Raw genomic sequence first — 23741 nt, 5'->3', positions numbered from 1 at the left:
ATAATTTCGGTGAGTAACAATTAATTTATGATTGCCCGTATTTTTCTTCCCTTTGCGATTGGTTATTTTCTTTCGTTTTTATTACGCGTTGTGAATGCTGTTATTGCCCCTGATCTTGTTGCTGAATTGAATTTGTCAGCAGCTGATCTGGGGTTATTGACAAGCGCCTTCTTCATCGCCTTTGCTCTTACACAGCTCCCTTTGGGGGTTTTGCTTGATCGCTATGGACCGCGAAAAGTGGAAAGTGCTTTTCTGCTGTTGACAGCTGCGGGTGCGTTATTATTTTCCTGGGCAGAAACTTTCCCGCTTCTTGTTTTGGGCCGGGCTTTGATAGGTTTTGGCGTATCCGCTTGCATGATGGCGGCGTTTAAAGCCTATGTCAGCTGGGTTCCCAAAGAACGTCTAGCTTTAATTAACGGCTGTCACCTTGCTGCTGGTGGTTTGGGGGCCATTGCGGGAACGGCGCCAGTTGAGTTTCTTTCCGAACTTATGGGCTGGCGTGGCGTTTTTGTTGTCCTTGCGGTGATGTCTTTGGTCATTTCCGTGCTGATTTACCTTGTGATTCCTCGACGAGGTGAGGTTCCCGCAAGTGAAAGTATTACAAAGCAGATCAAGGATTATGGCCTTGTTTTTAAAAGTTCGTTCTTCTGGCGAATCACACCTTTTACTGTGATGTCTCAGGCGGCCTTCTTTTCTTTGCAGGCATTATGGTCTGGCCCTTGGTTACGTGATGTCGCCGGATTTGATCGAGGTGTCGTTGCGTGGGGGTTAACGTTGATTGCTGTTGCCGTTTTTACTGGTTTTCTTGTTGGTGGCATTGTGACCGACTGGTTGCGTCGACATAAGATCAGCCCGATAACAATTGGGTTTTATGGCATGTTTCTTTGTATGATCCCACAGGCTCTTTTGCTACTGGAAATAGATTCCTTCCTGATGGTTAGCATTGTTTGGATGGCTTTTGGTTTTCTGGGAACGGGGGGATATTTAATTTATCCGGGATTGTCTCAGTTTTTCCCAAGTCATCTGGCTGGCCGTGTTAATACGGCATTGAACTCTTTTGTGTTTGTAGTTGCTTTTGTCGGGCAATGGGCCGTTGGTGCGGTAATCGAATTATGGCCTGTGCAAGCCTCTGGTGGTTATGCTGTCGAAGGATATCAAGCGGGTATTGTTATGCTGCTTGTCGCACAGTTTCTTGGTGTGGGGTGGTATTATCTTTTCCCGCTGATGGTGAAAAAATACCATCAGCTTAACAGGGCTGTGGAAAGGATAAAGGGAGCTTGATCGGGAGCCTCCCTTTATCTCTTTAGCCGCCTGTAACACTCATGTGTCGAGCAACAGATGGGTCGGCTTCCCGGTCGATGATAAAATCATGACCTTTGGGCTTTCGGGCAATGGCTTCAAATATTGCCTGTTCTAGCGGCCCGTTTTCATCACTGCTGCGCAAGGGGTCCCGCAAATCCATGGCATCATCTTGCCCGAGGCAGAGATACAAGGTTCCGGTACAGGTCATTCTAACTCGATTACAGCTTTCGCAGAAATTATGGGTCATGGGGGTAATGAAACCGATCTTTCCGCCAGTCTCTTTGACCTCAACATACCGCGCTGGGCCGCCTGTTTTGTGATCACTCTCATTCAGGGTCCAATGCTCCCCCAAAATGGATCGCACTTCAGTTAGGGGCAGATACTGGTCAACACGGTTTTCGTTACCAATGTCGCCCATCGGCATCACTTCGATAAAGGTAATATCAAAGCCTTCGTCACCGCACCAAGATACAAGGGTGTGTAGTTCGTCATCATTTACACCGCGAAGAGCAACGGTATTAATCTTGACTTTTAGCCCGGCTTTTTTGGCCGCCTGTAAACCTTCTAGGACCTGATCAAGCTTTCCCCATCGTGTGATCGCGGCAAACTTATCTTTATTGAGTGTGTCGAGGGAAACATTAATACGTCGCATTCCCGCATCTGCAAGCTGTTGCGAGTACTTTTCCAACTGACTTCCGTTTGTTGTCAGAGTCATTTCCTTGAGCTGTCCTGATTCCAGGTAAGGTGTCAGGCCATTAAACAGCTTCATAATGTTTTTGCGAACCAGTGGCTCACCACCCGTAAATCGAAGCTTTTTGACGCCTAGGTTGATGAAGGCACCAGAAACTCTTTCCAGCTCTTCAATCGTCAACAGTTCTTTTTTTGGTAAAAAGTTCATGTCTTCAGACATGCAATAAACACAGCGAAAGTCACATCTGTCGGTGACCGATATCCGCAGGTAATCAACCATACGGCCAAAAGGGTCTATCATTCCGGGGTGGCTATCCTGCCCGGGGAGACCATCCTGAATGTTGCCTTGCGTATTGGCCGCAGAAGCCGCGGACGAGACGAGGCCCTTTTGTATGTTTGACGAATTAATCATCAATTATATCTCCTGAGCTTTCAGGTGCTCTGTTTTTATTCCTGAAAATCATCCTACACTTTGGCGCATAGGTCGTTAATTGCAAGTCAATTTAAGTTTCTAACCTATAGTGAAGGCCAAAAGACTGTACCTTGTCATATATCAAGGTCATATATTAAGCGGCTTTCATCGCGCTTAATATAGATCATGTTGTCGATATTCGCTTAATAGCGGTTATACCTGTCCCACCCGTTTCCATTTTTACGCGTTCTGTGATGTGGGAAATTGGCTCTATCAGAACGTCCATAGAATTCGCGGTAGCATGAATAACGTTCTCTTTATCTAATGCAATAGCAACATGCCCCGGCCAATAGATAAGGTCACCTTCAGCGCATTGTTCGGAGTTTACTGGAAAACCTGCATTTGTTTCTTGGACATAGGTATCCCTGTGTGTGTTGATACCACTGGCGCTTAGCGATACCTGAACCAAACCAGAGCAGTCGATGCCAACAGAAGATTTTCCGCCCCAAAAATAGGGGGTACCCAAAAATTGGTATGCGACATCTACATGACTTAGGGCTTTAGTTTCAAGTGAACAAATATGATCGGTAAAGACCCATCCGCCGCCTTGAATTTGGGTGTAGCGTCCTTCTTCTTTTAGGGGGAGAACCGTTGATTCCATTGAAAGCATGTCTATCGGCGGGATTTTCATGGCAGGCTGGGGATATACATAAGTACGAAGGGCTTTTACCCTGTGTGTTGTTTGTCTTACTTCTCGTGACAGGGTGTCAGCCCGTATGTAGCCGACATAGCTGTCTTTGGCATTTTGCACCCACACCCAGCCGTTTTTTTCTTCATAGACGGTGACTTTCTCGCCGAAAAGCAACTCGGTGTCTTGTCCAGCCTCATCTGCTGGATGCCGTCTGAGGGGAACGATACCCCTTGATACCTGTGCCGCGTAGCCTTTGCTGTATGCGGAGGCCTCAACTTTGTCGCGCAGATATTCAGCAGCTAGATCTTTTCTCAGCGGATGGAGGCGAGGGTCCAATGTTTGTGGCATGGTGGCGTCAGGCTTTCTCTGTCAGTCTTATTTGATTACAAGCTTGCCACTGTCGAGTGAGTAAATAAAGTGCTCTTGTTCCTGTTTTACAGCCCAGAGGTCAAAATGGTGGCAATTTTCTTTGATTTGGATGGAACCCTTACCGATCCAAAAGAAGGTATTACGAAGTCTATTCAATATGCTTTGGAACAACTTGGTATGGAAAGTCCGTCGCCTGATGATCTGGAATGGTGCATCGGGCCACCTTTGAAAGAATCATTTGATCAGCTGCTTGGCGGTAGATCTTTGAGTGAGGAGGCTATTGCTCTCTATCGAGAGAGGTTTGCAGAAACAGGTCTTTATGAGAATGAGATTTATCCAGAAATCGTTCTTCTTCTTAAGAGCCTTAAAGAGAAAGGTTTTCCCCTTTTTGTCGCGACAAGTAAGCCGGAAATCTATGCCACTAAAATAATTGAGCACTTTAATCTTGAAAGCTTTTTCGAGCGGGTTTTGGGCTCTGAATTGAATGGCACGCGTTCGAATAAAACTGATTTACTTGAGTACGCACTTTCAAAAACGGGAAGCCGTCCGTCAAGTTCTCTCATGGTTGGAGATAGGAAACATGATGCTGTGGGGGCGCTGAATAATAAGATGATATCGGTTGGTGTTACTTATGGTTATGGAACTGTCAGTGAATTAAAAGACGCTGGTGTTCACTACCTTATTGATAAGCCGTTGGACTTTTTGAATGTTGTTGATTCTCTATAATCAAGAAGGTTTGTTTTCTGGTTGACCTTGCCCATAATCTGTTTGATTTGAAAGGGTTTCAATCTGGATTGGTGCTTTGATATGAAGGTCACGTTGGGGGAAGGGAAATTCGACATTCTCTTCTTTGAATTTATCCCAGATAGCTAATAACAATTCGCTCGTTATATTGCCAACTCCGTTCTGTGGATCGGTAATCCAAACCCGTACTTCTAGGTTTACAGAGTTGTCGCCAAAGTTACGTACAAGACAGTTTGCCTTGGGGTTGTCCAGAATGCGTTTGTTCTCTTTCGCGGCTTCTATACAAAGATTAATGGCCTTGTGAAGATCTGAGTTATAGGAAACACCAATTGGTACACGTACTCTGACCCAGCTGTTCGTATAAGACCAGTTTTCAACCCGTTGTGTGATGAACTCTTCATTTGGGATAAGGTGTTCAATACCATCCCGGGTAATAACAGAGGCATAGCGAGCACCGAAAGATTTAACCCAGCCATAGGTATCATTTACGGCGATAACATCGCCCGGTTTAATGGATCTATCCATTAACAAGATGATACCGGATACCAGGTTGGAAATAACCTTTTGAAGGCCAAAACCGATGCCAACACCAAGCGCACCACCGAAAAGTGCGAAAGCGGAGAGGTCGATGCCGACAGTTTTAAGCCCAACAATTACGGCGAGACCAATAAAGGTGACTTTTAATAATTTGCCAAGAAGGACCTGAACGGAAGGTGTTAATTCTGGTACGGCTTTTACGCGACGTTCCAATAGTGAGCTAAAGGCAATCGCGGCCCAAAGTAATACCGCGAGCGAAATAACCCCTTTTAGCACCATAAGGACTGATATCCTTAATCCGCCAACATCTAGTGCGGCTGCATCTAGTATCTCTTCTGCAAGTCCGAGAAGTCCTAAGATGTTTAGGGCGGCGACAGACCAAATGAAAAGAGAGACCAACCGTGCGACGATACGTGTTTTGATGAGACTTGTTGTTAGGTTGATGATGACCCATGCCAAGGTTAAGCTTGCAACAGTATTGATCAGAAACCTTGTTCGAAGAGGCATTTCAAGCTGGATCAAAGCGCCAAGCGTGACCCATAGCATTAACAGGAACACCACCCATGGGATCATGGGAAGTAGGTTGGTCAGGATAAGTCTTAAAGCTTGTGGGGTTTTGGCAAATTGCTTCCACTCACTCGCCATGGGGCGTAATTTGTTGCCCGTGTAGCGACTAAGCGGAAGAAGGATAAGAAGGAAGCCAAGTTGGAAAATGACCGGCCAACTCAAAAGATTTTGTCCCAACCAGCTGGTGATCTGTTCCATCCAGTGGGAAATTTCTTCGTGGCTTGGGATCATTAAAAAATCCAAACTTAACCTCCTAATTGTATCTCTATAAAAGCGTGCACAGTTTTTGCCTATTTTATGGGTGGTTGCTTTTTTTTTGTGCCCTGTATCGTAAGTTTAGCAATTTTATCCTATGGGGAACAGGCTCTGTTTGTTTGGGGGCAAGGAGTCTCGAGGTGCGTCAATTGGGCAGTATTAAATTATCTATCTGATATCATTTAGATAATTATTTGACGCCTGGAATTTAAGCGAGTTGATTTCATTAATTTAGTTGTTGATTTTGAGAAATACTATACATTAAATTTACTTATTAAGGGTTTAATGGAAAGTTATTCTCAATATGAAAATATCTAACAAGCAAAAAGAAGCAAATAAAGCGAAGTTGATTGCTGTTGCGGTGGATCTGTTTTCCGAGCATGGCTTTCACAATGTTTCTATGAAGCAGATTTCCAAGGCAGCTAAAATGGGGGATTCAACAATCTATAAGTATTTCCCTAGCAAAGATAAATTTTTGCTGGCTTATCATGAGTCTGCTTTGAATAGCGTGATACTGCTCGTCGATGAAGCCGACGATTTTCCTGAATTTACTCTCGAAGAGAAACTTCAATTTTTTATCTATAATTATCTAGATATCCTTATCGAAAATCGTGAGTTTGTTGCCGAAAGTATCGAGATTTTACGAGAGTCTCCGGCTTTTTTAATGCAGCGGGAGTTCCCGGCAAGCAAAGCCCTGAAAAAAGAAATCATTCAAATTCTTGAACATTCGGTGGAAAATGGTGAGATCCCGGATGTTCCTTTTGAAAGTGCCGTAGCGCATCTGATGGTTGATGCTTTATTGGGAATAGTTCTCTATTGGCTACAGGATGAAAGTGAAGAATTCACCCAGACAACTCAATTTGTAGAGGTTTCGACAAATTTCTTTGCCACAGTATTAAAAAGTGGCGTGCTTGGTAAGGGTGTTGATCTGGTTAGCTTTATGATCAAAAGCCAGATGATGCGGTTTCTAGAAAATGGTCAGGGTTTTTCGAGCCTAATGAAAGGCTTGGGCGCTATGGCCAATAAAGGCGCGGGCAAAGGAGGCTGGAAACATGGGGGGTAAGGGATCAATTGCAACCAGAAAGCTGCATCGTTCGGCAACAATTGGATTAACCGCAACCAAGGTTGGCTTACGACATCTGGGGCATGTGGGTAAGAAAAAATTTACCGTGGGACATTCCTCTCCGGAACAGGATGAAGATGCTCGTATCAAACACGAAGAAGATATCGGGAAAACGCTTTTCAAGGCTTTGAACCAACTTAAAGGAACAGCGTTAAAGGCCTCACAAATTCTCAGCATGGAAGCGGATATTCTTCCCGAAGGTATTCGACGGGAGTTATCAAAAGCTTGCTATAAAGCAACGCCCTTAAACCGGGCTTTGGTTGACAAGGTATTTCGGGATCAATTTGGTAAAAGTCCAGGCAAAATTTTTGATGATTTTAACTCGTCGGCGTTTGCTGCAGCAAGTCTGGGACAGGTTCACAAAGCAAAGCTTGGATCGGGAGAGGATGTTGCCGTTAAGGTTCAGTACCCTGGAATTGCGGCATCGATTAAAAGCGATGTGAAAATGCTCGGTGGGTTGCTGACAGTTTTTTCTGCCTCTACTGATTTGATGCCAGATAAAAACATTATCGACACTGTTCTCGATGAAATCACTATTCAGTTGCATCGGGAAGTTGATTATTTTCAAGAGGCCGAAAGCCTGAAGTGGTTTAAAAAAAGAATAAAGAACGAGAAGATCGTCGTTCCGGAAACTTATGATGATTATAGTTCTGAACGTATTTTGACAACGGAACTGTTAACAGGATTTCATTTGGATGAATGGTTGGCAACCAATCCTTCACAAGACGAGAAAAATGCGTATGGTCAGCTCTTATTTGATTTTTTCTTCGACAGTTTTTTTGAACTAGGTTTTGTGCACGCAGATCCACATCCGGGTAATTTTCTTTTTATGGAAAATGGTCAGTTGGGATTACTGGACTTTGGCTGTGTTCGAAAAATGGATAATGGATTCACAAAGTTCATATCTAACTATTACAAATTTCTTATTCATCATCATACTGTTGAGCCAGATTATGAAAGACTAAGACATTTCTATGAAGATCTGGAACTCAGTAAGGATGATATGAGTAATGATGAATTTCGTTCGATCTTGCAACCTCAACTAGATGTTATTCAAAAATGGATGATTGAACCATATCTGGAAGAAAAATTTGACTTTACCAACTGGGAATGGCCAGAAATTAAGATGGCCGATACCCGGAAAATTACCCCTTTTATGAAAGAAATTAATCGTAACCTTTTGTACTTTGACCGAACCTATCGCGGAATGATTTTGTTGTTGAGTAAACTAGGCGCAACAGTAAAAACCGGAAATAAATGGATCGGAGTGTAAAGATACCGATGACGATGAGGGGGCATAAAGATCTGTTTGAGGAAAGGTCACGCTATGTGAGATTATTTTCGTACATTATTGAGCTGCGATGGGTTGGTCGATGGATTATGGGCGTATCCATAACCCATCTTGTTTTTACCTTTATTATGTTTCCAGCCCATGTGGCCTTTATTTTCACAAGGGGTTTCTTTGATACCGGCGTTGCGAACGCTGAGATAGGAAACACAGTTTGGTTCTTTTTCTTTGGAATTCCGCTTTTTCTTGTTGGGTATATGATTGATCGTGACGAGAAGAAAACAGTGATGCCGCCTTTTCAAGAGGTTATCCTCATTTCTTTGGTATGTATGACGGCGTTGGGAATATTGTTGATACCTGCGTCAGGATTTTGGTTGATGACACCTGCAATATTCGGGTTTTACTTGAAGAATAAATCGGCTAATGACAATTGGAACTAAATCGTCTCGGGGATGTATGACAGGTCATTTTGACGGATAGGGTTCTAAGGCTCGTCCGTAATGAAGGTAATGGGATGGCTTTGAAAGGCTGCGCCATGTGTCTGCGATGTAGAAACGTGGAAATGCAGATGAGGTGCCGTGGAATAGCCTGTGTTTCCTGAATAGGCGATAAGCTGACCTTTATTGACCTTATCACCTATTTGGACAACAACACCGTCTTTCTTAAGGTGCAGATACTGACCTATTGTTCTATCGGGATGTTGGATCCAGATATAATTTTCTTCGCTTTTATATTTATTCGAAGCGCCACCACGGGATGAATCTTCCCTGAGTGAAATGACAATCCCCTCGCGTGCCGCCAAAATTTCTGATCCCACAGGCATTGCCCAATCAATGGCAAAGCTATTTGGCCCAGTGTGAGAAAATGCTCCATTCGGTCCCTGAGAGATGGGGTAGGATTTGGCTTTTGGAAAAGGGAGCTGGTAGAGCACAGTGTCATCGTGTTTGGCGCTGCCTGTGTCGGGATGGAGCTGTGATGTCCAGCTGTAACGCCACTCACCATGGCTTTCTGCCTTTATTGTGAGAATGCTTTTAATTTCATTTGGGTCAAGTCGCACGTTCTCTGTTTTTTTTGCAGGTATTACATTGTGTCCCGTCATTTGTAGCGATATGCGCATAGGAAAAGCATAGTTGTTTTGGGCACTAATCTGGGCAAGTTTATTATCCTCAACTGTCAGATAACAAACCTTATTGTGATGAAAGCAGTCTTCACGCTCACCAGCGTTGGTTGCTGTTGCGGATGATAAAAAAAGGCATGTCAGTAGAGCGCTTACAAGGCTATAAAAGGGGAGAGAAGTAAGGGGAAGATGTTTCATGTTCTTACGCGAGACTCTCCTGTGTTAATGAGCCAGTTTTACTCGCCTGTTTCTCTTGGATGTGTACTATCCGTCACTTAATTAGAGACGAGACGTTACCCAAGCAACAAGCTGTCACTATCGAGTTCCTCGCCTCTAACCCTGCCAAACATGTCAACGAGATCGTGGATCGTCATGGAACTACGTTCTTCGCCAGAAACATCCAAGACAACTTGTCCTTCATGAAGCATTACTGTTCTTGTCCCAAACTGAAGAGCCTGTCCCATAGAGTGGGTAATCATCAAGGTCGTGATGCCAGTTTCTTTGACAATATCATTAGTGAGTTCTAGCACAAAAGCTTGCATTCTGGGGTCAAGTGCGGCCGTGTGCTCATCAAGAAGCAGGCATTTTGTTGGTTGCAATGCTGCCATGATTAGGCTGACGGCTTGTCGCTGACCACCGCTGAGAAGTCCCATCTTGTCTGCTAGACGATCTTCCAAACCTAACCGTAGGCGAGACAAACGTTCTTTGAAAAGTTCACGCTTGGTATTATTTATCGCCAGACCAAAGCCGCGTTTTTGCCCCCTTGAATGGGCAAGAGAAAGATTCTCTTCGATGGTTAAAGCTTCACAGGTTCCCGCAAGAGGGTCTTGGAAAACCCGCGAGACCAAACTACTCCGTCGCGCTGCTTTCCATCGGCTGACGTCTTTTCCGTCAATTGTAATGGCACCACTGTCGGCGATTAACTCACCGGTCAAACAGTTCATAAATGTGGATTTTCCAGCACCGTTTGACCCGATGACAGTCACAAACTCGCCCTCGGCAACGGACAGATTTACGCCTTGGAGTGCTTTGTTTTCGTTTGGCGTGTCTTTGCCAAAAGTGATGCGGAGATCTTGAACATTGATCATTTTAGTGCCCCCGCTTCATCAGTTTTTTAAGGGGGTTTTTAGCCCCGGGTAAAATCAAGGCAATTGTTACCAATAAGGCGGTAACCAAGTTGAGGTCGGAAGGTTCCAACCCAATACTATCCGCGTTAAGGGCGAGACCAATGGCGATGCGATAGACAATTGATCCGAAGATACAGGCAAGAACGGCCATCAACATGCCGCGTGTCGAAAAGATTGCTTCACCTGCGATAAGGGCTGCAAGGCCGATCACAATAGTACCAGTACCAATTGTGATATCTGCAAAGCCGTTCATTTGGGCAAACAAAGCCCCGGCAAGACCAACAAGGGCATTTGAAAGTGCCATACCGATATAAGTTGTTTTGTTGGTATCAATTCCTTGGGCACGGGCCATTTTCTGATTTGCACCGGTTGAACGCATGGCTAGTCCATAGTCGGAATTGAGGAACCGGGCAACGATGAGGGCAACAACAAAGACGATAACAGCAGCAATGATTGGCTTCAGATAATAGCCGGGCAGTCCTTGACCTTCAAAAGATGTCAGAATTGTCTCTTCTGTGATTATTGGTACATTCGGGCGCCCCATAATCCGAAGATTGATTGAATAGAGGGCAATCATGGTCAAGATAGATGCGAGTAGATTGAGGATCTTGAAGCGTAAGTTCAAAAATGCAGTGACCAGTCCGGCCATGCCGCCAGCAAAGAAGGCAATAACCGTTGCCAATACCGGGTTACATCCTGAGACGATCATCGTTGCGCAGACGGCAGCCCCCAAGGGAAACGATCCGTCAATTGTTAGATCGGGAAAGTCGAGAATTCTGAACGACAAGAAGACGGCTAAAGCAATTAGACCGTAGATCAGACCTAATTCGATGGCACCCATAAAGGAAATAAGGTTCATTTATCCGAAGCCTTGCGGCTCTCTAACTGTTGTGTTTTTACGTAGATCACGCTGCTTGGATAGTTCCATAACGCAAGAAGGCGAAATCCGCAAAACGAATTTCGCCTTCCCTGAAAGCTTTTATATCACTGTTGTTTTTGACAGCGATAGAGCAAGGGATCTTATTTGATCACTTCTGTTGCGCGCGCGATGACTTCTGGAGAAAGAGTAACACCCATTTTCTCTGCCATTGCCGGGTTCACAAAAAGATTGGTTTTGCTCACGCCCTGAAATGCAATGTCACCTGCTGCTTTACCCTTTAGGATTTCAACAACAACTTTACCTGTCTGGCGACCGACATCGTAGTAATCAAAACCCAGCGCGGCCATTGCGCCACGTTTTACAGAATCTGTATCCCCCGCATAAACAGGGATCTGGTGATCGATACCAACTTTCACCACAGCTTCGAAAGCTGAGATGATTGTATTGTCCGTTGCAACATAAATAACATCAGCTTTACCGATCAGGTTTTGTGCTGCGGCTAGAACTTCACCGGTTTTTGTTGCCGGGGACGCAATAACGTCAAAGCCCTGGGCTGCACCGTGCTTTTTCACAAGGTCCAATAGAACAACGGAGTTTGCTTCGCCCGGGTTATAGGGAACACCGATGCTTTTCGCATTTGGTGTCAGTTCCTTTATCAGGGCAATGTGCTGATCAATAGGTGAAAGATCGCTCACACCTGTAACATTTGTACCTGATGGACCTTCATTGGCAACAAGCTTGGCTGCGACAGGGTCAGTAACGGCAGAGAAAACAACGGGAATATCTTTTGTCGCTGCGACAACAGCTTGTGCAGAAGGCGTTGCAATTGGGACGATAACATCAGGGCCATTCCCAATGTATTCTCTGGCAATTTGAGCTGCGGTTGCGGGATTGCCCTGTGCACTTTTATAAAGGAAGGTCAGGTTTTTACCTTCTTCATAACCCTGAGATTTTAGTTCGTCGCGTACGCCGTCACGTACCGCATCAAGAGCGGGGTGTTCGACAATAGCAGTTGTGGCAACAACAACATCTTCAGCTTGCGCTGCAAATGGAAGCGATAGGCCAAGTGCTAAAGTAGCTGCAATAAATTTGGATCCCAAATTTTTTGAAATCATGATGTGCCTCCGAGATAGCAATTATATATTCGTTTGTATGGTTCAGAACCCCATGATACCCGCAGAGAAATAGGGTATTAGGAGTCTGTCCAATTTATTGTGATGTATTAATCCTTGTCACTGCCATGAAAGCAAGAAGATATGTTGAAGTGATTAGATGTTTTTTTATGGATTTAAACTCTAAATAAATGCCCCAGCCCAAGCCGAATATAAGATCGTAAATCACGATTAGGCCTTTTCTTGTTCATAATGAGAAAACCCGACATAGTGCATGGGATTTAGTGTTTGAATGATATCAGCAGACCTGTAGAGATTTAATGCGGACCGTTTTATGAAAGATAAAAATCAGGCAAGTACGACATCCAGACGTATGGCAAAAGCCTCTTTGGAAACGTTGGAAGAATTTGTCTTGCGCCCCGATCCGTCGAAAGAAGGATTAACTGAAGCGGTAAAAGGAACGGATCAGGATGGAAATGTAATTGAAATTCCTGTTGTGGTCGAAAAACCTTTAACTCTTTTCCTGAATGGGCAGGAAATTGTAACGATGATGACCATCGGTGATTACCCTGATTATTTGGCAGTTGGCTATCTTTTAAATCAAAATATGCTACGCCGTGATGATGTGATCACAGCCATTGATGTGGATGAAGAGCTGGATCTGGTTGTGGTTCGCACTGAACGTGAAACTAACTACGAAGAAAAATTGAAAAAGAAAACACGTACATCTGGATGTGCTCAAGGGACTGTCTTTGGGGATTTGATGGAAAAGTTCGAAGATATAAAGCTACCTTCGGATGCCAAAATTCACACATCATGGATCTACGCACTCAGCCGTAAAATCAACATGGTGCCGAGTTTATACTTGGAAGCTGGTGCGATACATGGGTGTGTTTTATGCCAGAGCGATCGGCCTTTAATTTATATCGAAGATGTCGGGCGTCATAACGCCGTTGATAAAATTGCGGGTTATATGTTTTTGAATAACATTACAGCTTCAGACAAGATCTTCTACACAACGGGTCGTTTGACATCAGAGATGGTGATCAAAACAGTACAGATGGGTATTCCTGTACTGGTTTCCCGTTCCGGTTTCACGGCATGGGGTGTTGATTTGGCAAAAGAAGCGGGTCTTACCTTAATTGGTCGTGCCAAAGGCAAACGTTTCACAGCCCTTGCAGGACAGGACCGAATAGTCTTCGACCATCAGGACGCAGATTTGGAAGATGAAAACCCGCGCCATCAAAGAGCGGCGGCCCGTGGGACAGATAATATAACCCAAGGAACTGAAACTAAAGAAAGCCAAGCCGATGACTGATGTTGCGGGTGTGATACTGGCCGGTGGGCTGGCCCGCCGCATGGGTGGGGGTGATAAGGGCATGAAATCATTGGCCGGGGAGAGCTTGCTTACCCGCATTATCAAGCGAATAAAGCCACAAGTCGGACCGTTGGTGTTAAACGCTAATGGTGATAGTGATCGGTTTAAGGCTTTTTCGTTACCTGTAACAGCAGACGTCGTTGATGATAATCCGGGTCCTTTGGCTGGGGTGCTCACGGGGCTAGAGTGGGTTGCAACACATTCGCCTGATGCGAAATGGATGATATCTGTTCCTTGTGATGCGCCTTTTATTCCTGTGGATCTCGTTGAAAGACTAGTATCAGAGGCAAGCAAACAAGACTTACCTTTGGCTTGCGCCATGTCGCATGGGCGAACACATCCTGTTGTTGGTTTGTGGTCTGTTGCTCTACGTGATGATTTACGCCAAGCAATCGTGCACGAAGAAATGCGCAAGGTTGATCGCTGGACTGAACGTCATGGAATTTGTCACGTTTCATTTGATGATGTTGTCATCGGCAATGAAACGGTTGATCCCTTTTTTAACGCCAACAAACCGGATGATTTGTTAAAGGTCGAGAGTTTGTTGAGGGAATGAAAAAGTGGGTGGCATTTTTGCGAAAGTGAATGTGTAAGATTAGGCTTTGCCAATCTTTCCGGTTTAATGCTTATTAAACGTTCGCCAGTCTTTATATCGGGGTGTGATGGCAACTATTATATAGTGCTTTCATACTCTGATATAACTCTATCTTCGTACAATTTATCTCGATATCAGCATCGAGATCAAATCAGCCTGAATCTTTGCTTAACGGGTTGGTATCGGTTACTGATTGGTTACGTCAAAATTATCCTGTCTGTGGATAGCTGCAGAAAAATTTGCTATTGAGCTATTCTTTCTTCACATGATCTCTTCATAGGGAAAATTCATTTGTCGCAGTCTGCTGTTATGCCCGATAAACCTGTTTTATTACAAAAGCCGCCAGCCAGCTTGTCTTGGTTGATGTGGTTATTGGGCGCGATGCTCTTTTTGATTGGGTTCTTTCATCGCATTGCATTTGGGGTAATGGCAGAGCCCTTGACCATCGAGTTTGGGTTAACGGCAACAACCTTGGGTACGTTGGCGAGTTTTTACTATTACAGTTATGTGGTTATGCAGGTGCCCGTTGGTGTAATGGCAGACCGTTTTGGCCCCCGAAAGCTTTTAACAACAGGGGCGATTATTGCGGCAATCGGAACTGCGATTTTTGCACTTGCCCCTAATTACTGGATTATCAGTTTTGGTCGCTTGTTGATCGGTGGCTCAGTGGCTGTGGCTTTTGTCACAATGATGAAGATAGCTCTGCATTGGTTTGACCTTAAGCGGTTTGCTCTTCTGGTTGGCCTTGGGCTTCTATCGGGTAATCTGGGGGCTGTTGTTGCGGGAGCGCCACTACAGCAAATGATAGAGTTGATTGGCTGGCGTTATGTCATGCTTGGCTTTGCAGGGATTACAGGTGTACTGGCTTTGGCCACAGGTATCTGGTTGCGGGATGATCCGACGGATCTTGGCTATAAAAGCTATGGCCATGAGCACGATGAAACCCAACCGAAACAGTCCATTTGGGCTGATTTAAAAGAAGCCATTACTTATCGTACGGTTTTTCTTTTGACGTTGGCATGCGGGGCATCTGCTGGATCAATGCTTACTTTTGGTGGCCTTTGGGGAGTACCTTTTCTTAAAGTTGCCTATGGCTTTACCACATCAGAAGCTGCATTAATTACCACTGTTACATTGCTTGTGTGGGCTGGAAGCGGCGTATTGCTTGGACATTGGTCCGATGCATCAGGGAAACGAAAAATTCCTTTTTTTGTGCTGGCACTTGTGGCTGCGTTGGGTTGGTTTGTTGCTACGCAGATACCTGATCTTCCTCTGACTGTTCTTGGTCTGGCATTATTTTCTGCTGCCGCAGGAAGTTGTATTATGATTGTTGGCCTGTCCTGGGCCAAAGAAGCTGTTCCTGCTCGACTGCAAGGAACATCGCTAGGTTGGTGTAATACAGGTGTTATGATTGGCCCAATGGTTCTGCAACCTCTGACAGGTATTTTGATCGACCTAAACTGGAGTGGTGCAACAGAAGCGGGGCAGCGTGTATATGATGTTTCTGCTTTTGAAGCCGGGTTTATCCCGATGATAATCTGGTTGGTTGTTGCATCTGTTTTGGTATTGTTTGCTCAAGAAAAACAAAGTCCCTTTAAATAATACGGGAATCAATAAGGGCCACCTTTGGTTGGGTAGCCCTTGTCTTTTTATATGATGGGTGATGTTATTTAATGGTCACTGCATAATTAGATACATCACCAACTTCTTTAATCAGGTCTTTTGCTTTCAGGAAGTCTGCAAAATCGCTGTAACGTCCTTCATCCAAAGCCGCTGGACGTAGAGCAAAGCGTGGTAGAGTATCCTTCCAAGCTCTTCGGTTCAGTTCGTCGTCAAGATCTGGATAGGCTTTGATGAAAAGGGTCCAGCTTTCTTGTGGGTGATTGATAAGATAAGTGGTGGCCTGCTCTAAAGCTTTGAGAAAACGGGGAAAGCGCGGATCGTCGACATTCTGGTTGTTCGCTACCAGTATAAGTTCGTCATATGAAGGTACGCCTTCCTCTTCGACGTAGAATGCTCGACCTGGCTTTCCAACAATATCCATCTGGTTCAATTCAAAGTTACGGAAAGCCCCGATGACGGCGTCGACCTGACCTGAAATAAGCGAGGGGGAGAGCGTGAAATTTACATTGATCAGTTCGACGTCTTTTACGCCGAGGCCATGTTTTTCCAGCATTGCATCCAGAATAACATCTTCGAAGCCGCCAACGGAATAACCGACTTTACGACCTTTCAAGTCAGCAATGGATTTAATTGGGCTGTCTTTAAGGACAACAAGAGAATTCAATGGCGTTGCCACCAGTGTTCCCACACGGGTTAGCGGAAGCCCTTCGGCGACTTGTAAATGAAGTTGGGGCTGGTAAGAAACCGCAAGCGCGGCCTTTCCTGCTGCAACAAGTTTGGGCGGATCGTTCGGATCTGCCGGGGCGATCAGATCTACGTCTAACCCCTGTTCGCTAAAGAACCCCTTTTCTTTCGCGACAACCAATGTGGCGTGATCAGGGTTCACGAACCAGTCTAATAAGACGGTTAGTTTTTCATTGGCAACAGCTTGTGTGGAAAGGCTTAACAAGCTGGCCAACGCAAGAGCTGCAGGTATAAATTTTCGTAACATTATATGGTCCTTATGTAAGGTTATTTATCGTGTTTTATGGTCATCAAGTGAAAGGTGTCGAAGAAGTTTGTGTAAGAGATGGTCTGTTGTCAGATAGAGAGAAACAGCCATGATGGAGAGTATGAGGAGGGCGGCAAACAGCAGGTCAATTTGCATACGTCCGTTTGCATGAAGCATCAGGTAACCCAATCCCTCTGACGAACCGACCCATTCACCAACGATTGCCCCAATTGGTGCTGTGGCCATAGCGACGCGCAAGCCTGATGACAGTGCGGGCAAGGCAAGAGGGATACGAACGTGGATCAGAAAAGCCAGTGGCTTTGCCCCCATAACCTGGGCCAGTGCTTGCCAGTCTCTTGGTGTGCGCCGAAGCCCGTCATAGAACGCCGCAGTTACTGGGAAGTATATAATCAGGACAGCCATAGCTACTTTTGACGCTAGGCCATAACCTAGCCACAAAACCAGAATAGGAGCGAGGGCGAAAACAGGCAAAGATTGAGTGATGACAAGCAAAGGTGTTAACCAGTCACGTGCGGATTTAACCGTGGCAAGGACCAAGGCCGAACAACATCCCAGCAAGCTGCCGATAAGAAAGCCGAGAATGATTTCAAGTAGAGTTATGCCTGCGTGGTTGATCAGTGTATCAAATCGTTGGAACAGAGCTTGGAAAACAGAGAGGGGATCAGGAAGGATATAGGGCGGAACTTCCGTCGTATAAACCAGCAACTGCCAAGCCAGAAGAAGCCCGATAATAATTGTGAACGGGCGCGCGCACTTTATCATGACAGACCTTCGTTATTAGAAAGCTGTTTCATCAAAGTTTCGTGCTCTTTCAGCACAAGTTCGTTCTTGATATTTCGTGGTGGGCAGTTAGAAGGCGTTAATGTCTCTACACTGGAAATTGTCGGCCCTTTTAACACGTAAACTATGTTTGCGAGTTTTAAGGCCTCAAGCGGGTCGTGGGTGATCATGACAACGGTTTTGTTCGTCAAATATCGAAAGGTGAGGTCGTGCATTTCTGCGCGTGTTATGGCATCCAGTGCCGAGAAGGGTTCGTCCAAAAGAACAATTGGGCGATCTTCCAATAGTGTTCTAGCCAAAGCTGTCCTTTGACGCATACCGCCGGACAAACTGTCTGGTTTCATATCCAGAAAGGATCCGAGTCCTAGATCTACCAATAGCGATTTTGCTTTTGTTTCACTGATCGCGATTGCCCCGGAAAGCTGTCTTAGCTTGTTGCCTATCAGGACATTTTGTAAAACGCTGAGCCAGGGGAGCAGCAAGGCATCCTGTGTCATCCAGCTTATTTGTTCGGATAAAAGAGAACCATTGTCTGCTTTGATTGTGCCTTGGTAAGTGGATGGTGGAAGAAGGCCTGCGATTGCTTTTAGAAAGGATGATTTTCCAACACCGCTACGTCCCAACAGAACATTCCACTTTCCGCCTTTCATGCTAAGGGAAAAGTTTTTGAAAATCTGCCTGTCTTGATAGGAAAGGTAAAAATTCTGAATATGAATGCTGCTTGCTGTCTGGGATGTCATTAACGCAATTCGCCTAATTTGTTGTAAGTAACCTCGTGGTCAAACTTTCCAACTGTTATGAAAGTGATGAACTGGGCCATGTCCTTTGCCTACTTCGAGGGTGTCAGCGTGACGAAGCGCTTCTGTAAGGTATTCTTTGGCCGCATTGACAGCTTCTAAAAGTGTAAGTCCCTTTGCTATGCCAGAAGCAATAGCTGCTGAGAGCGTACAGCCGGTTCCATGGCTGTTTTTGGTGTCTATACGCTGCGAGCTCAAACAAATTTCGTTTTGTCCGTCAAAGAGCAAGTCATCGCTTTTGTCACCGCCAAGGTGTCCCCCTTTCAAAAGAATGGCTTTGGGGCTGATGGCCTGAAGTGCCGCGAGCATGCTCTTCATTTCTTCAATGGAAGCTGGTTCTTTTTTACCAGTCAAGACGGCTGCTTCCGGAAGGTTGGGGGTAATAATTTCGGCAAGGGGAAGCAGGTTTTCTTTCAGACTTGCAACAGCATCATCTTGTAGAAGTTTATCACCGCTTTTTGCCACCATAACGGGGTCAAGAACGATGGGGATTTGCGGGTAATTTTTTAAAACACCTGCAACAGATTTGATGATATCTGGCGTGCCCAGCATACCAATCTTGATCGCCTTGACGTTCAGATCTTCAAAAACGGTATATAGCTGATCTTGGATAAAGTCAGTGGATACGGGAAAGATTGAGTGTACTTTGCAGGTGTTTTGCGCGGTAAGAGCCGTGATAACCGATGCGGCATATACACCTAGAGCAGACATTGTTTTGATGTCCGCTTGAATACCTGCGCCACCACCGCTATCTGATCCGGCGATTGTTAGGGCTATTGGTGCAGACATACTTTCCTCCGTTTTATTTCCAGAGGAAGTTGTTAATGCTGGTTCCTTTTGGGAAAGGGTTAGATGGCGCTTGCCAATCCCAGCATCTCAATTTCCTCCGCCGGTATTAACCGGATCAGGTTCTGCGGGTTGGCGGTTGCCTCTCAGCTCTATCAATGTTGATTGATTGAGCACCCCGACGAGATTTCCTGAATTATGCGGTGCTTTTAAAAATAGGCAAGAGAGAAAGTTATTTTTGATTTTCTGGTTTATATTTTACTCAAATCTGGACCTAGGGATATGTTTTGACGCATATAGAGCATCTCATCCAAAGGGGTGTGTTTTTTATTAGGGAGTTATCTTCATGAGTGAAATTATTCGTCACGACACGACGGCGCGATCCAGTAAAATTGTTGAACATGGTAATACTGTTTACCTCTCTGGCCAAGTGGGTACAGCGGGCGATTCTGTCACTGAACAGACAAAAGAGATTTTGAAAAAAATTGATACATGTTTGGAGTCTGTTGGAAGTGATAAAACCAAAATCCTACAGGCTGTGATCTGGCTAAGCGATATGAAATATTTCGCTGAACTCAATGAAGTTTGGAATGCTTGGGTGCCAGAAGGTTATGCTCCGGCTCGTGCTTGTGGTGAAGCTAAACTTGCACGTGCAGAATTGAGTGTAGAAATTATTATTACTGCTGCAAAGTAAGTTAAAATCCAAGAAAACCATGGTTATAAAGCTGCTCGATTGTTGATATCGGGCGGCTTTTTTTGTGACCTAAGCGACTTAGGCTGGATTCTCTTCTTTGTATAAAGTATAATACTGAAATGCTCACCAGTTTTGATCAATTAGTAAAATAAAATGGCTGTTTTGCTACGTTTATTACCTAGTTGACCTAAAACAAAGACCTCCTCTTGTCATTAAGAGAAAACAAGGTCACCTTGTGTGTGATGCACGCAAGGATGTAAAAAAATTTGGCGGGCACAACGAACAATAACAACAGGGATAGAGTTATGGAGTTCAAATCAGGTATAAAACGGTTCCTTACTGATGGAACATTTGTAAAAACAACACGTGCAGTCGCACTTGGCGTTTCTCTTCTGGCAGGTACAAGTGCACTTGTTGCACCTTCCGTTGCATCTGCTGAAATGGTTTTTAATCGTGGTAACGGATCAGAGCCAGGAACATTGGATCCACAAATCTCTGAAGGGGTGCCATCAGCGCATATTCTTCGTGATTTATTTGAGGGGCTAACTGCTGAACATACGGATGGTTCTATTATCCCAGGCCAAGCAGAGAGCTGGACTATTAGTGAAGACGGTAAGACATTTGTTTTCAAAATTCGCGATAATGCTAAATGGAGTAATGGCGATCCTGTAACCGCGCATGATTTTGTTTACGCTTGGCAACGAGCTGTCGCTCCGGCAACAGGTACTGCATACTCTTTCTTGCTATATCCTCTCGAAAATGCACAAGCTATTTCTAGTGGTGAAGAAAAAGATCTATCTAAATTGGGGGTGAAGGCCACTGACGATAGAACTTTGGAAGTAAAACTTTCTGGTCCAGCTCCATATTTTCTTGGTATGATTACTCATTCCGTAGCTTACCCAGTACACAAAGGAACAGTTGAAGCTAAGGGTGCAAGTTGGACACGCCCAGAGAACATGGTTTCAAACGGCGCCTTTAAACTTCAGGAATGGACACCCCAATCTCGTATCGTTGCTGTTAAATCTGATACTTACTGGAATAAAGATACGGTTAAGCTGGATAAGGTTGTTTACTATCCTACTGAAAGTCAAACAACCGCCCTTAAGCGTTATCGTGCGGGCGAGCTTGATTGGACATACGAAGTTCCAAATGATCAGATTAAGTGGATCAAAGAAAACATGGCCGATGAGTTCCATGTGTCTAACTATCTTGGAACATATTATTACGGCTTTAACATGACGAAGCCGCCGTTCAATGACCCGAAATTGCGTAAAGCATTCTCGATGGCTATTGATCGTGAGATTCTAACGTCGAAAATTGTTGGTGCTGGTGAAGTCCCTGCGTATGCTTTTGTCGTTCCTGGTGTGACTGCCTATGATCCCGTATATGCAGATTTTAAAGCAAAAGATCAGGCTGCGCGTAATGCTGAAGCTTTAAAGTTGTATGAAGAAGCTGGTTATTCCAAGGATAATCCGATTGAAATTGAGCTTCGTTACAACACCAGCGATAACCACAAAAAGATCGCTATTGCGGTCCAAAATATGTGGAAGAAAACTTTAGGCGCAAAGGTCAATCTAGTTAACGAAGAGTGGAAAGTTTATCTAGAAACTCGTAAACTTAAACAGGCAACTCAAGCCTTCAGAGCTGGATGGATTGGCGATTATAACGATCCAAATACATTTCTCGAACTTTGGTTGTCTGATTCTGGTCTAAATGACACTGGTTTTGATAGTCCTGAATTTGATAGTCTTATGAATCAAGCTAAACTTGAGCAAGACGCTGAAAAACGCAAAAATTTGTTAATGCAAGCTGAGACGATTTTCCTGGAAGCTAATGCTGTTGCTCCGATCTACCACTACGTTACCAAACGTATGGTAAAGCCTTATGTTAAAGGTTGGGAGAATAACGTGATGGATCACATCCGTTCGCAGTACATTACCATTGAGCAATAGGAAACCCCCGGTTTCCCAATAATGTTTCGGCGCGCTGTCATGTGGGTGGTGCGCCGAACTTTTATGTCAGGACATAATAAAATGTGGTCGTTTATCTTAAAGCGTCTGGCCGGGGCGATTCCGACGCTACTTATTATCATTACCCTTGCGTTTTTCTTAATTCGCGCTGCTCCTGGTGGCCCGTTTGATAAAGAGCGCTCTGTGCCTGCGGAAGTTGAGGCAAATTTAAATGCTGTTTATCATCTTGATGAGCCTATGTGGCAGCAATATCTCTATTACCTTGGTAACATTCTCCAGGGTGATTTTGGCCCCTCTTTTCAGTATCGTGATTTCTCTGTTACCGAATTGATAGGTGCAGGTTTTCCTGTATCTCTAACTATTGGTTTGTCCGCGATTTTCCTTGCTATAACAATTGGCATGACAATGGGTGCACTTGCGGCATTAAAACAAAACTCTGTTCTTGATTATGCTGTTATGGCGACGGCAATGACTGGAATTACTATTCCAAATTTTGTTATGGCGCCTTTGTTGACGCTGATTTTTGGAGTTTATCTACACATGCTACCTGTCGGAGGATGGGGTGATGGTATGTCTCAGGCCGTATTGCCAATTATTGCATTGGCTTTGCCGCAAATTGCTTATATCGCACGATTGACTCGTGGGTCGATGATTGAGGTTTTACGATCTAACTTTGTCCGTACGGCGCGGGCAAAAGGATTGCCCGAACGGCTTATGCTTAGCCGTCATGCCTTGAAGGCAGCGATGTTGCCTGTTGTATCCTATTTAGGACCAGCCTCTGCTGCTGTGATTACAGGCTCTGTTGTGATTGAACAGATCTTCGGTATTCCTGGTATCGGGCGTTACTTTGTTCAAGGAGCATTAAACCGGGATTATACTCTCGTGATGGGTGTTGTGATTTTTTACGGGTCGCTGATTATCTCGTTCAATCTAATCGTTGATATTATCTATGGCTTCCTCGATCCAAAAGTGAGGATGGGATAATGGCAGTTGATATGGAAATGAAAAGTACAGGTTCTGATGAAAAGGAAATTCAGGGCCGTAGCCTTTGGCAGGATGCATTTAGGCGATTGCTGATAAACAAGGCTTCTGTGGTCAGCTGTGTTGTGCTGTTGAGTATTGTACTTATTGCGGTTATTGGGCCTTGGATACACCCTAATCCTTTTGATGAAGTCTATTGGGATTACATTCAGGCTGCACCGGATATGGACGCTGGGTTTTACTTTGGTACAGATACCAATGGTCGGGATCTTTTTGTCCGAACATTATATGGAATTCGGGTATCAATGCTTGTTGGTTTGGTGGCAACAGGTGTGTCGTTGATCATTGGTGTTACCTATGGCGCAATTTCCGGTTACGTTGGTGGACGTACAGATCACATCATGATGCGATTTGTGGATATTATGTATTCCATGCCCTTCATGTTTTTCGTGATTTTGTTGATGGTGATTTTTGGACGAAACATCTTCCTGATCTTTGCTGCTTTGGGCGCGGTTGAATGGTTGACCATGGCCCGTATTGTTCGCGGTCAGGCACTTTCGATTAAAAACAGAGAGTTTGTCGAAGCGGCCCGTGCATCAGGTGTGAGTAACTTTAACATTATTCGCCGGCACATTATTCCCAATGCTCTGGGGCCTGTGATTGTTTATGTAACACTTACAATCCCACAAGTTATTCTGATCGAAAGTTTTCTTTCTTTCCTTGGTCTTGGTGTGCAGGAACCGATGACAAGTCTGGGGGTGTTGATTTCCGAAGGTGCCCAACAGATGGAATCTGCGCCTTGGACACTATTGTTCCCGGCGAGCGCTCTGGCGATTATCCTTTTTTGCTTTAACTTTATTGGCGATGGTCTGCGTGATGCGTTAGATCCGCGTGATCGCTAGGGAGGTCTG

The 23741-nt window shown here is 44.8% G+C and carries 23 protein-coding genes and 1 riboswitch; of the genes, 12 read left to right on the top strand and 11 right to left on the bottom strand.

Annotated elements, in window-relative coordinates; genetic code table 11:
- The first annotated feature begins 27 nt into the window (after positions 1-27).
- Entirely contained in the window at positions 28-1281 is a 1254-nt protein-coding gene (locus ACN0W5_RS11905) for an MFS transporter (protein ID WP_417454314.1), read from the top strand.
- 22 nt (positions 1282-1303) lie between these two features.
- Here the strand turns inward: ACN0W5_RS11905 and moaA are convergent, their stop codons facing one another.
- Positions 1304-2293, bottom strand: coding sequence for a GTP 3',8-cyclase MoaA (moaA, locus tag ACN0W5_RS11900; protein ID WP_417454385.1), 990 nt, complete (start codon positions 2291-2293; stop codon positions 1304-1306).
- Between the two features lie 295 nt (positions 2294-2588).
- Positions 2589-3443 (bottom strand): C40 family peptidase, encoded by an 855-nt coding sequence (locus tag ACN0W5_RS11895; RefSeq protein ID WP_417454313.1) that lies wholly within the window; start codon positions 3441-3443, stop codon positions 2589-2591.
- A gap of 105 nt (positions 3444-3548) precedes the next feature.
- On the opposite strand from ACN0W5_RS11895, the gene ACN0W5_RS11890 reads away from it, so the two are divergent.
- Complete coding sequence (locus ACN0W5_RS11890; protein WP_417454312.1) at positions 3549-4190, top strand: HAD family hydrolase; 642 nt, start codon at positions 3549-3551, stop codon at positions 4188-4190.
- On the opposite strand, the gene ACN0W5_RS11885 is transcribed toward ACN0W5_RS11890, so the two are convergent.
- A complete protein-coding gene (locus ACN0W5_RS11885; RefSeq protein WP_417454311.1) occupies positions 4191-5543 on the bottom strand; it encodes a mechanosensitive ion channel family protein in 1353 nt (450 codons plus the stop codon).
- Positions 5544-5871: 328 nt separating this feature from the next.
- On the opposite strand from ACN0W5_RS11885, the gene ACN0W5_RS11880 reads away from it, so the two are divergent.
- Genes ACN0W5_RS11880 through ACN0W5_RS11870 form a run of 3 tightly spaced genes read left to right on the top strand, consistent with a single transcriptional unit; the run spans position 5872 to position 8418 of the window.
- Positions 5872-6630 carry a TetR family transcriptional regulator gene (locus ACN0W5_RS11880; protein ID WP_417430287.1) on the top strand — a complete coding sequence of 253 codons (759 nt, stop codon included), beginning with the start codon at positions 5872-5874 and terminating at the stop codon, positions 6628-6630.
- Complete coding sequence (locus ACN0W5_RS11875) at positions 6620-7963, top strand: ABC1 kinase family protein (protein WP_417454310.1); 1344 nt, start codon at positions 6620-6622, stop codon at positions 7961-7963. The genes ACN0W5_RS11880 and ACN0W5_RS11875 overlap by 11 nt, the downstream gene beginning before the upstream one ends.
- Before the next feature lie 56 nt (positions 7964-8019).
- Positions 8020-8418 (top strand): DUF6463 family protein, encoded by a 399-nt coding sequence (locus ACN0W5_RS11870; protein ID WP_417454309.1) that lies wholly within the window; start codon positions 8020-8022, stop codon positions 8416-8418.
- A gap of 44 nt (positions 8419-8462) precedes the next feature.
- On the opposite strand, the gene ACN0W5_RS11865 is transcribed toward ACN0W5_RS11870, so the two are convergent.
- The 4 genes from ACN0W5_RS11865 to ACN0W5_RS11850 all read right to left on the bottom strand — a co-directional run bounded on the left by ACN0W5_RS11865 (position 8463) and on the right by ACN0W5_RS11850 (position 12217).
- On the bottom strand, positions 8463-9293 hold the full coding sequence (locus tag ACN0W5_RS11865) for a M23 family metallopeptidase (RefSeq protein WP_417454308.1): 831 nt from the start codon (positions 9291-9293) through the stop codon (positions 8463-8465).
- Between the two features lie 95 nt (positions 9294-9388).
- The gene (locus ACN0W5_RS11860; RefSeq protein WP_417454307.1) at positions 9389-10183 is read right to left on the bottom strand and encodes an ABC transporter ATP-binding protein; all 795 of its coding nucleotides are present in this window, start codon (positions 10181-10183) and stop codon (positions 9389-9391) included.
- A gap of 1 nt (position 10184) precedes the next feature.
- Positions 10185-11081, bottom strand: a complete 897-nt coding sequence (locus tag ACN0W5_RS11855; RefSeq protein ID WP_417454306.1) for an ABC transporter permease — start codon at positions 11079-11081, stop codon at positions 10185-10187.
- A gap of 161 nt (positions 11082-11242) precedes the next feature.
- A complete protein-coding gene (locus tag ACN0W5_RS11850) occupies positions 11243-12217 on the bottom strand; it encodes an ABC transporter substrate-binding protein (RefSeq protein ID WP_417454305.1) in 975 nt (324 codons plus the stop codon).
- A 370-nt stretch (positions 12218-12587) separates the two neighbouring features.
- Between ACN0W5_RS11850 and fdhD the strand changes: the two genes are divergently transcribed.
- The 3 genes from fdhD (at position 12588) to ACN0W5_RS11835 (ending at position 15789) form a co-directional block, all read left to right on the top strand.
- Complete coding sequence (gene fdhD, locus ACN0W5_RS11845) at positions 12588-13532, top strand: formate dehydrogenase accessory sulfurtransferase FdhD (protein WP_417454384.1); 945 nt, start codon at positions 12588-12590, stop codon at positions 13530-13532.
- Complete coding sequence (gene mobA / locus ACN0W5_RS11840; RefSeq protein ID WP_417454304.1) at positions 13525-14148, top strand: molybdenum cofactor guanylyltransferase MobA; 624 nt, start codon at positions 13525-13527, stop codon at positions 14146-14148. Before fdhD ends, mobA begins: the two co-directional genes overlap by 8 nt.
- Before the next feature lie 330 nt (positions 14149-14478).
- The gene (locus tag ACN0W5_RS11835) at positions 14479-15789 is read left to right on the top strand and encodes an MFS transporter (RefSeq protein WP_417454303.1); all 1311 of its coding nucleotides are present in this window, start codon (positions 14479-14481) and stop codon (positions 15787-15789) included.
- A 64-nt stretch (positions 15790-15853) separates the two neighbouring features.
- Here ACN0W5_RS11835 and ACN0W5_RS11830 read toward each other — a convergent pair whose 3' ends face one another.
- The 4 genes from ACN0W5_RS11830 to thiD are packed head-to-tail and all read right to left on the bottom strand — an operon-like array spanning position 15854 to position 19188.
- A complete protein-coding gene (locus ACN0W5_RS11830; RefSeq protein ID WP_417454302.1) occupies positions 15854-16801 on the bottom strand; it encodes an ABC transporter substrate-binding protein in 948 nt (315 codons plus the stop codon).
- A 24-nt stretch (positions 16802-16825) separates the two neighbouring features.
- Positions 16826-17584 (bottom strand): ABC transporter permease, encoded by a 759-nt coding sequence (locus ACN0W5_RS11825; protein WP_417454301.1) that lies wholly within the window; start codon positions 17582-17584, stop codon positions 16826-16828.
- Positions 17581-18342, bottom strand: a complete 762-nt coding sequence (locus tag ACN0W5_RS11820) for an ABC transporter ATP-binding protein (RefSeq protein ID WP_417454300.1) — start codon at positions 18340-18342, stop codon at positions 17581-17583. Before ACN0W5_RS11820 ends, ACN0W5_RS11825 begins: the two co-directional genes overlap by 4 nt.
- 39 nt (positions 18343-18381) lie before the next feature.
- Positions 18382-19188 carry a bifunctional hydroxymethylpyrimidine kinase/phosphomethylpyrimidine kinase gene (gene thiD, locus ACN0W5_RS11815; RefSeq protein WP_417454299.1) on the bottom strand — a complete coding sequence of 269 codons (807 nt, stop codon included), beginning with the start codon at positions 19186-19188 and terminating at the stop codon, positions 18382-18384.
- Positions 19189-19262: 74 nt separating this feature from the next.
- A riboswitch (TPP riboswitch) is annotated at positions 19263-19376 on the bottom strand.
- A 155-nt stretch (positions 19377-19531) separates the two neighbouring features.
- Here thiD and ACN0W5_RS11810 point away from each other — a divergent pair.
- From ACN0W5_RS11810 to ACN0W5_RS11795, 4 genes are all read left to right on the top strand, one after another.
- Entirely contained in the window at positions 19532-19879 is a 348-nt protein-coding gene (locus ACN0W5_RS11810; RefSeq protein ID WP_299373143.1) for a RidA family protein, read from the top strand.
- Between the two features lie 305 nt (positions 19880-20184).
- Positions 20185-21831 carry a peptide ABC transporter substrate-binding protein gene (locus ACN0W5_RS11805; RefSeq protein ID WP_417454298.1) on the top strand — a complete coding sequence of 549 codons (1647 nt, stop codon included), beginning with the start codon at positions 20185-20187 and terminating at the stop codon, positions 21829-21831.
- Positions 21832-21912: 81 nt separating this feature from the next.
- Positions 21913-22833, top strand: coding sequence for an oligopeptide ABC transporter permease OppB (gene oppB / locus ACN0W5_RS11800; protein ID WP_417454297.1), 921 nt, complete (start codon positions 21913-21915; stop codon positions 22831-22833).
- A complete protein-coding gene (locus ACN0W5_RS11795; protein WP_417454296.1) occupies positions 22833-23732 on the top strand; it encodes an ABC transporter permease subunit in 900 nt (299 codons plus the stop codon). The genes oppB and ACN0W5_RS11795 overlap by 1 nt, the downstream gene beginning before the upstream one ends.
- The last annotated feature ends 9 nt before the right edge of the window (positions 23733-23741 follow it).

It is taken from the genome of Kiloniella sp. (genome assembly GCF_048270245.1).
In the GTDB taxonomy this organism is placed as follows: domain Bacteria; phylum Pseudomonadota; class Alphaproteobacteria; order Kiloniellales; family Kiloniellaceae; genus Kiloniella.
This window is presented reverse-complemented; position numbering and strand designations above follow the sequence as displayed.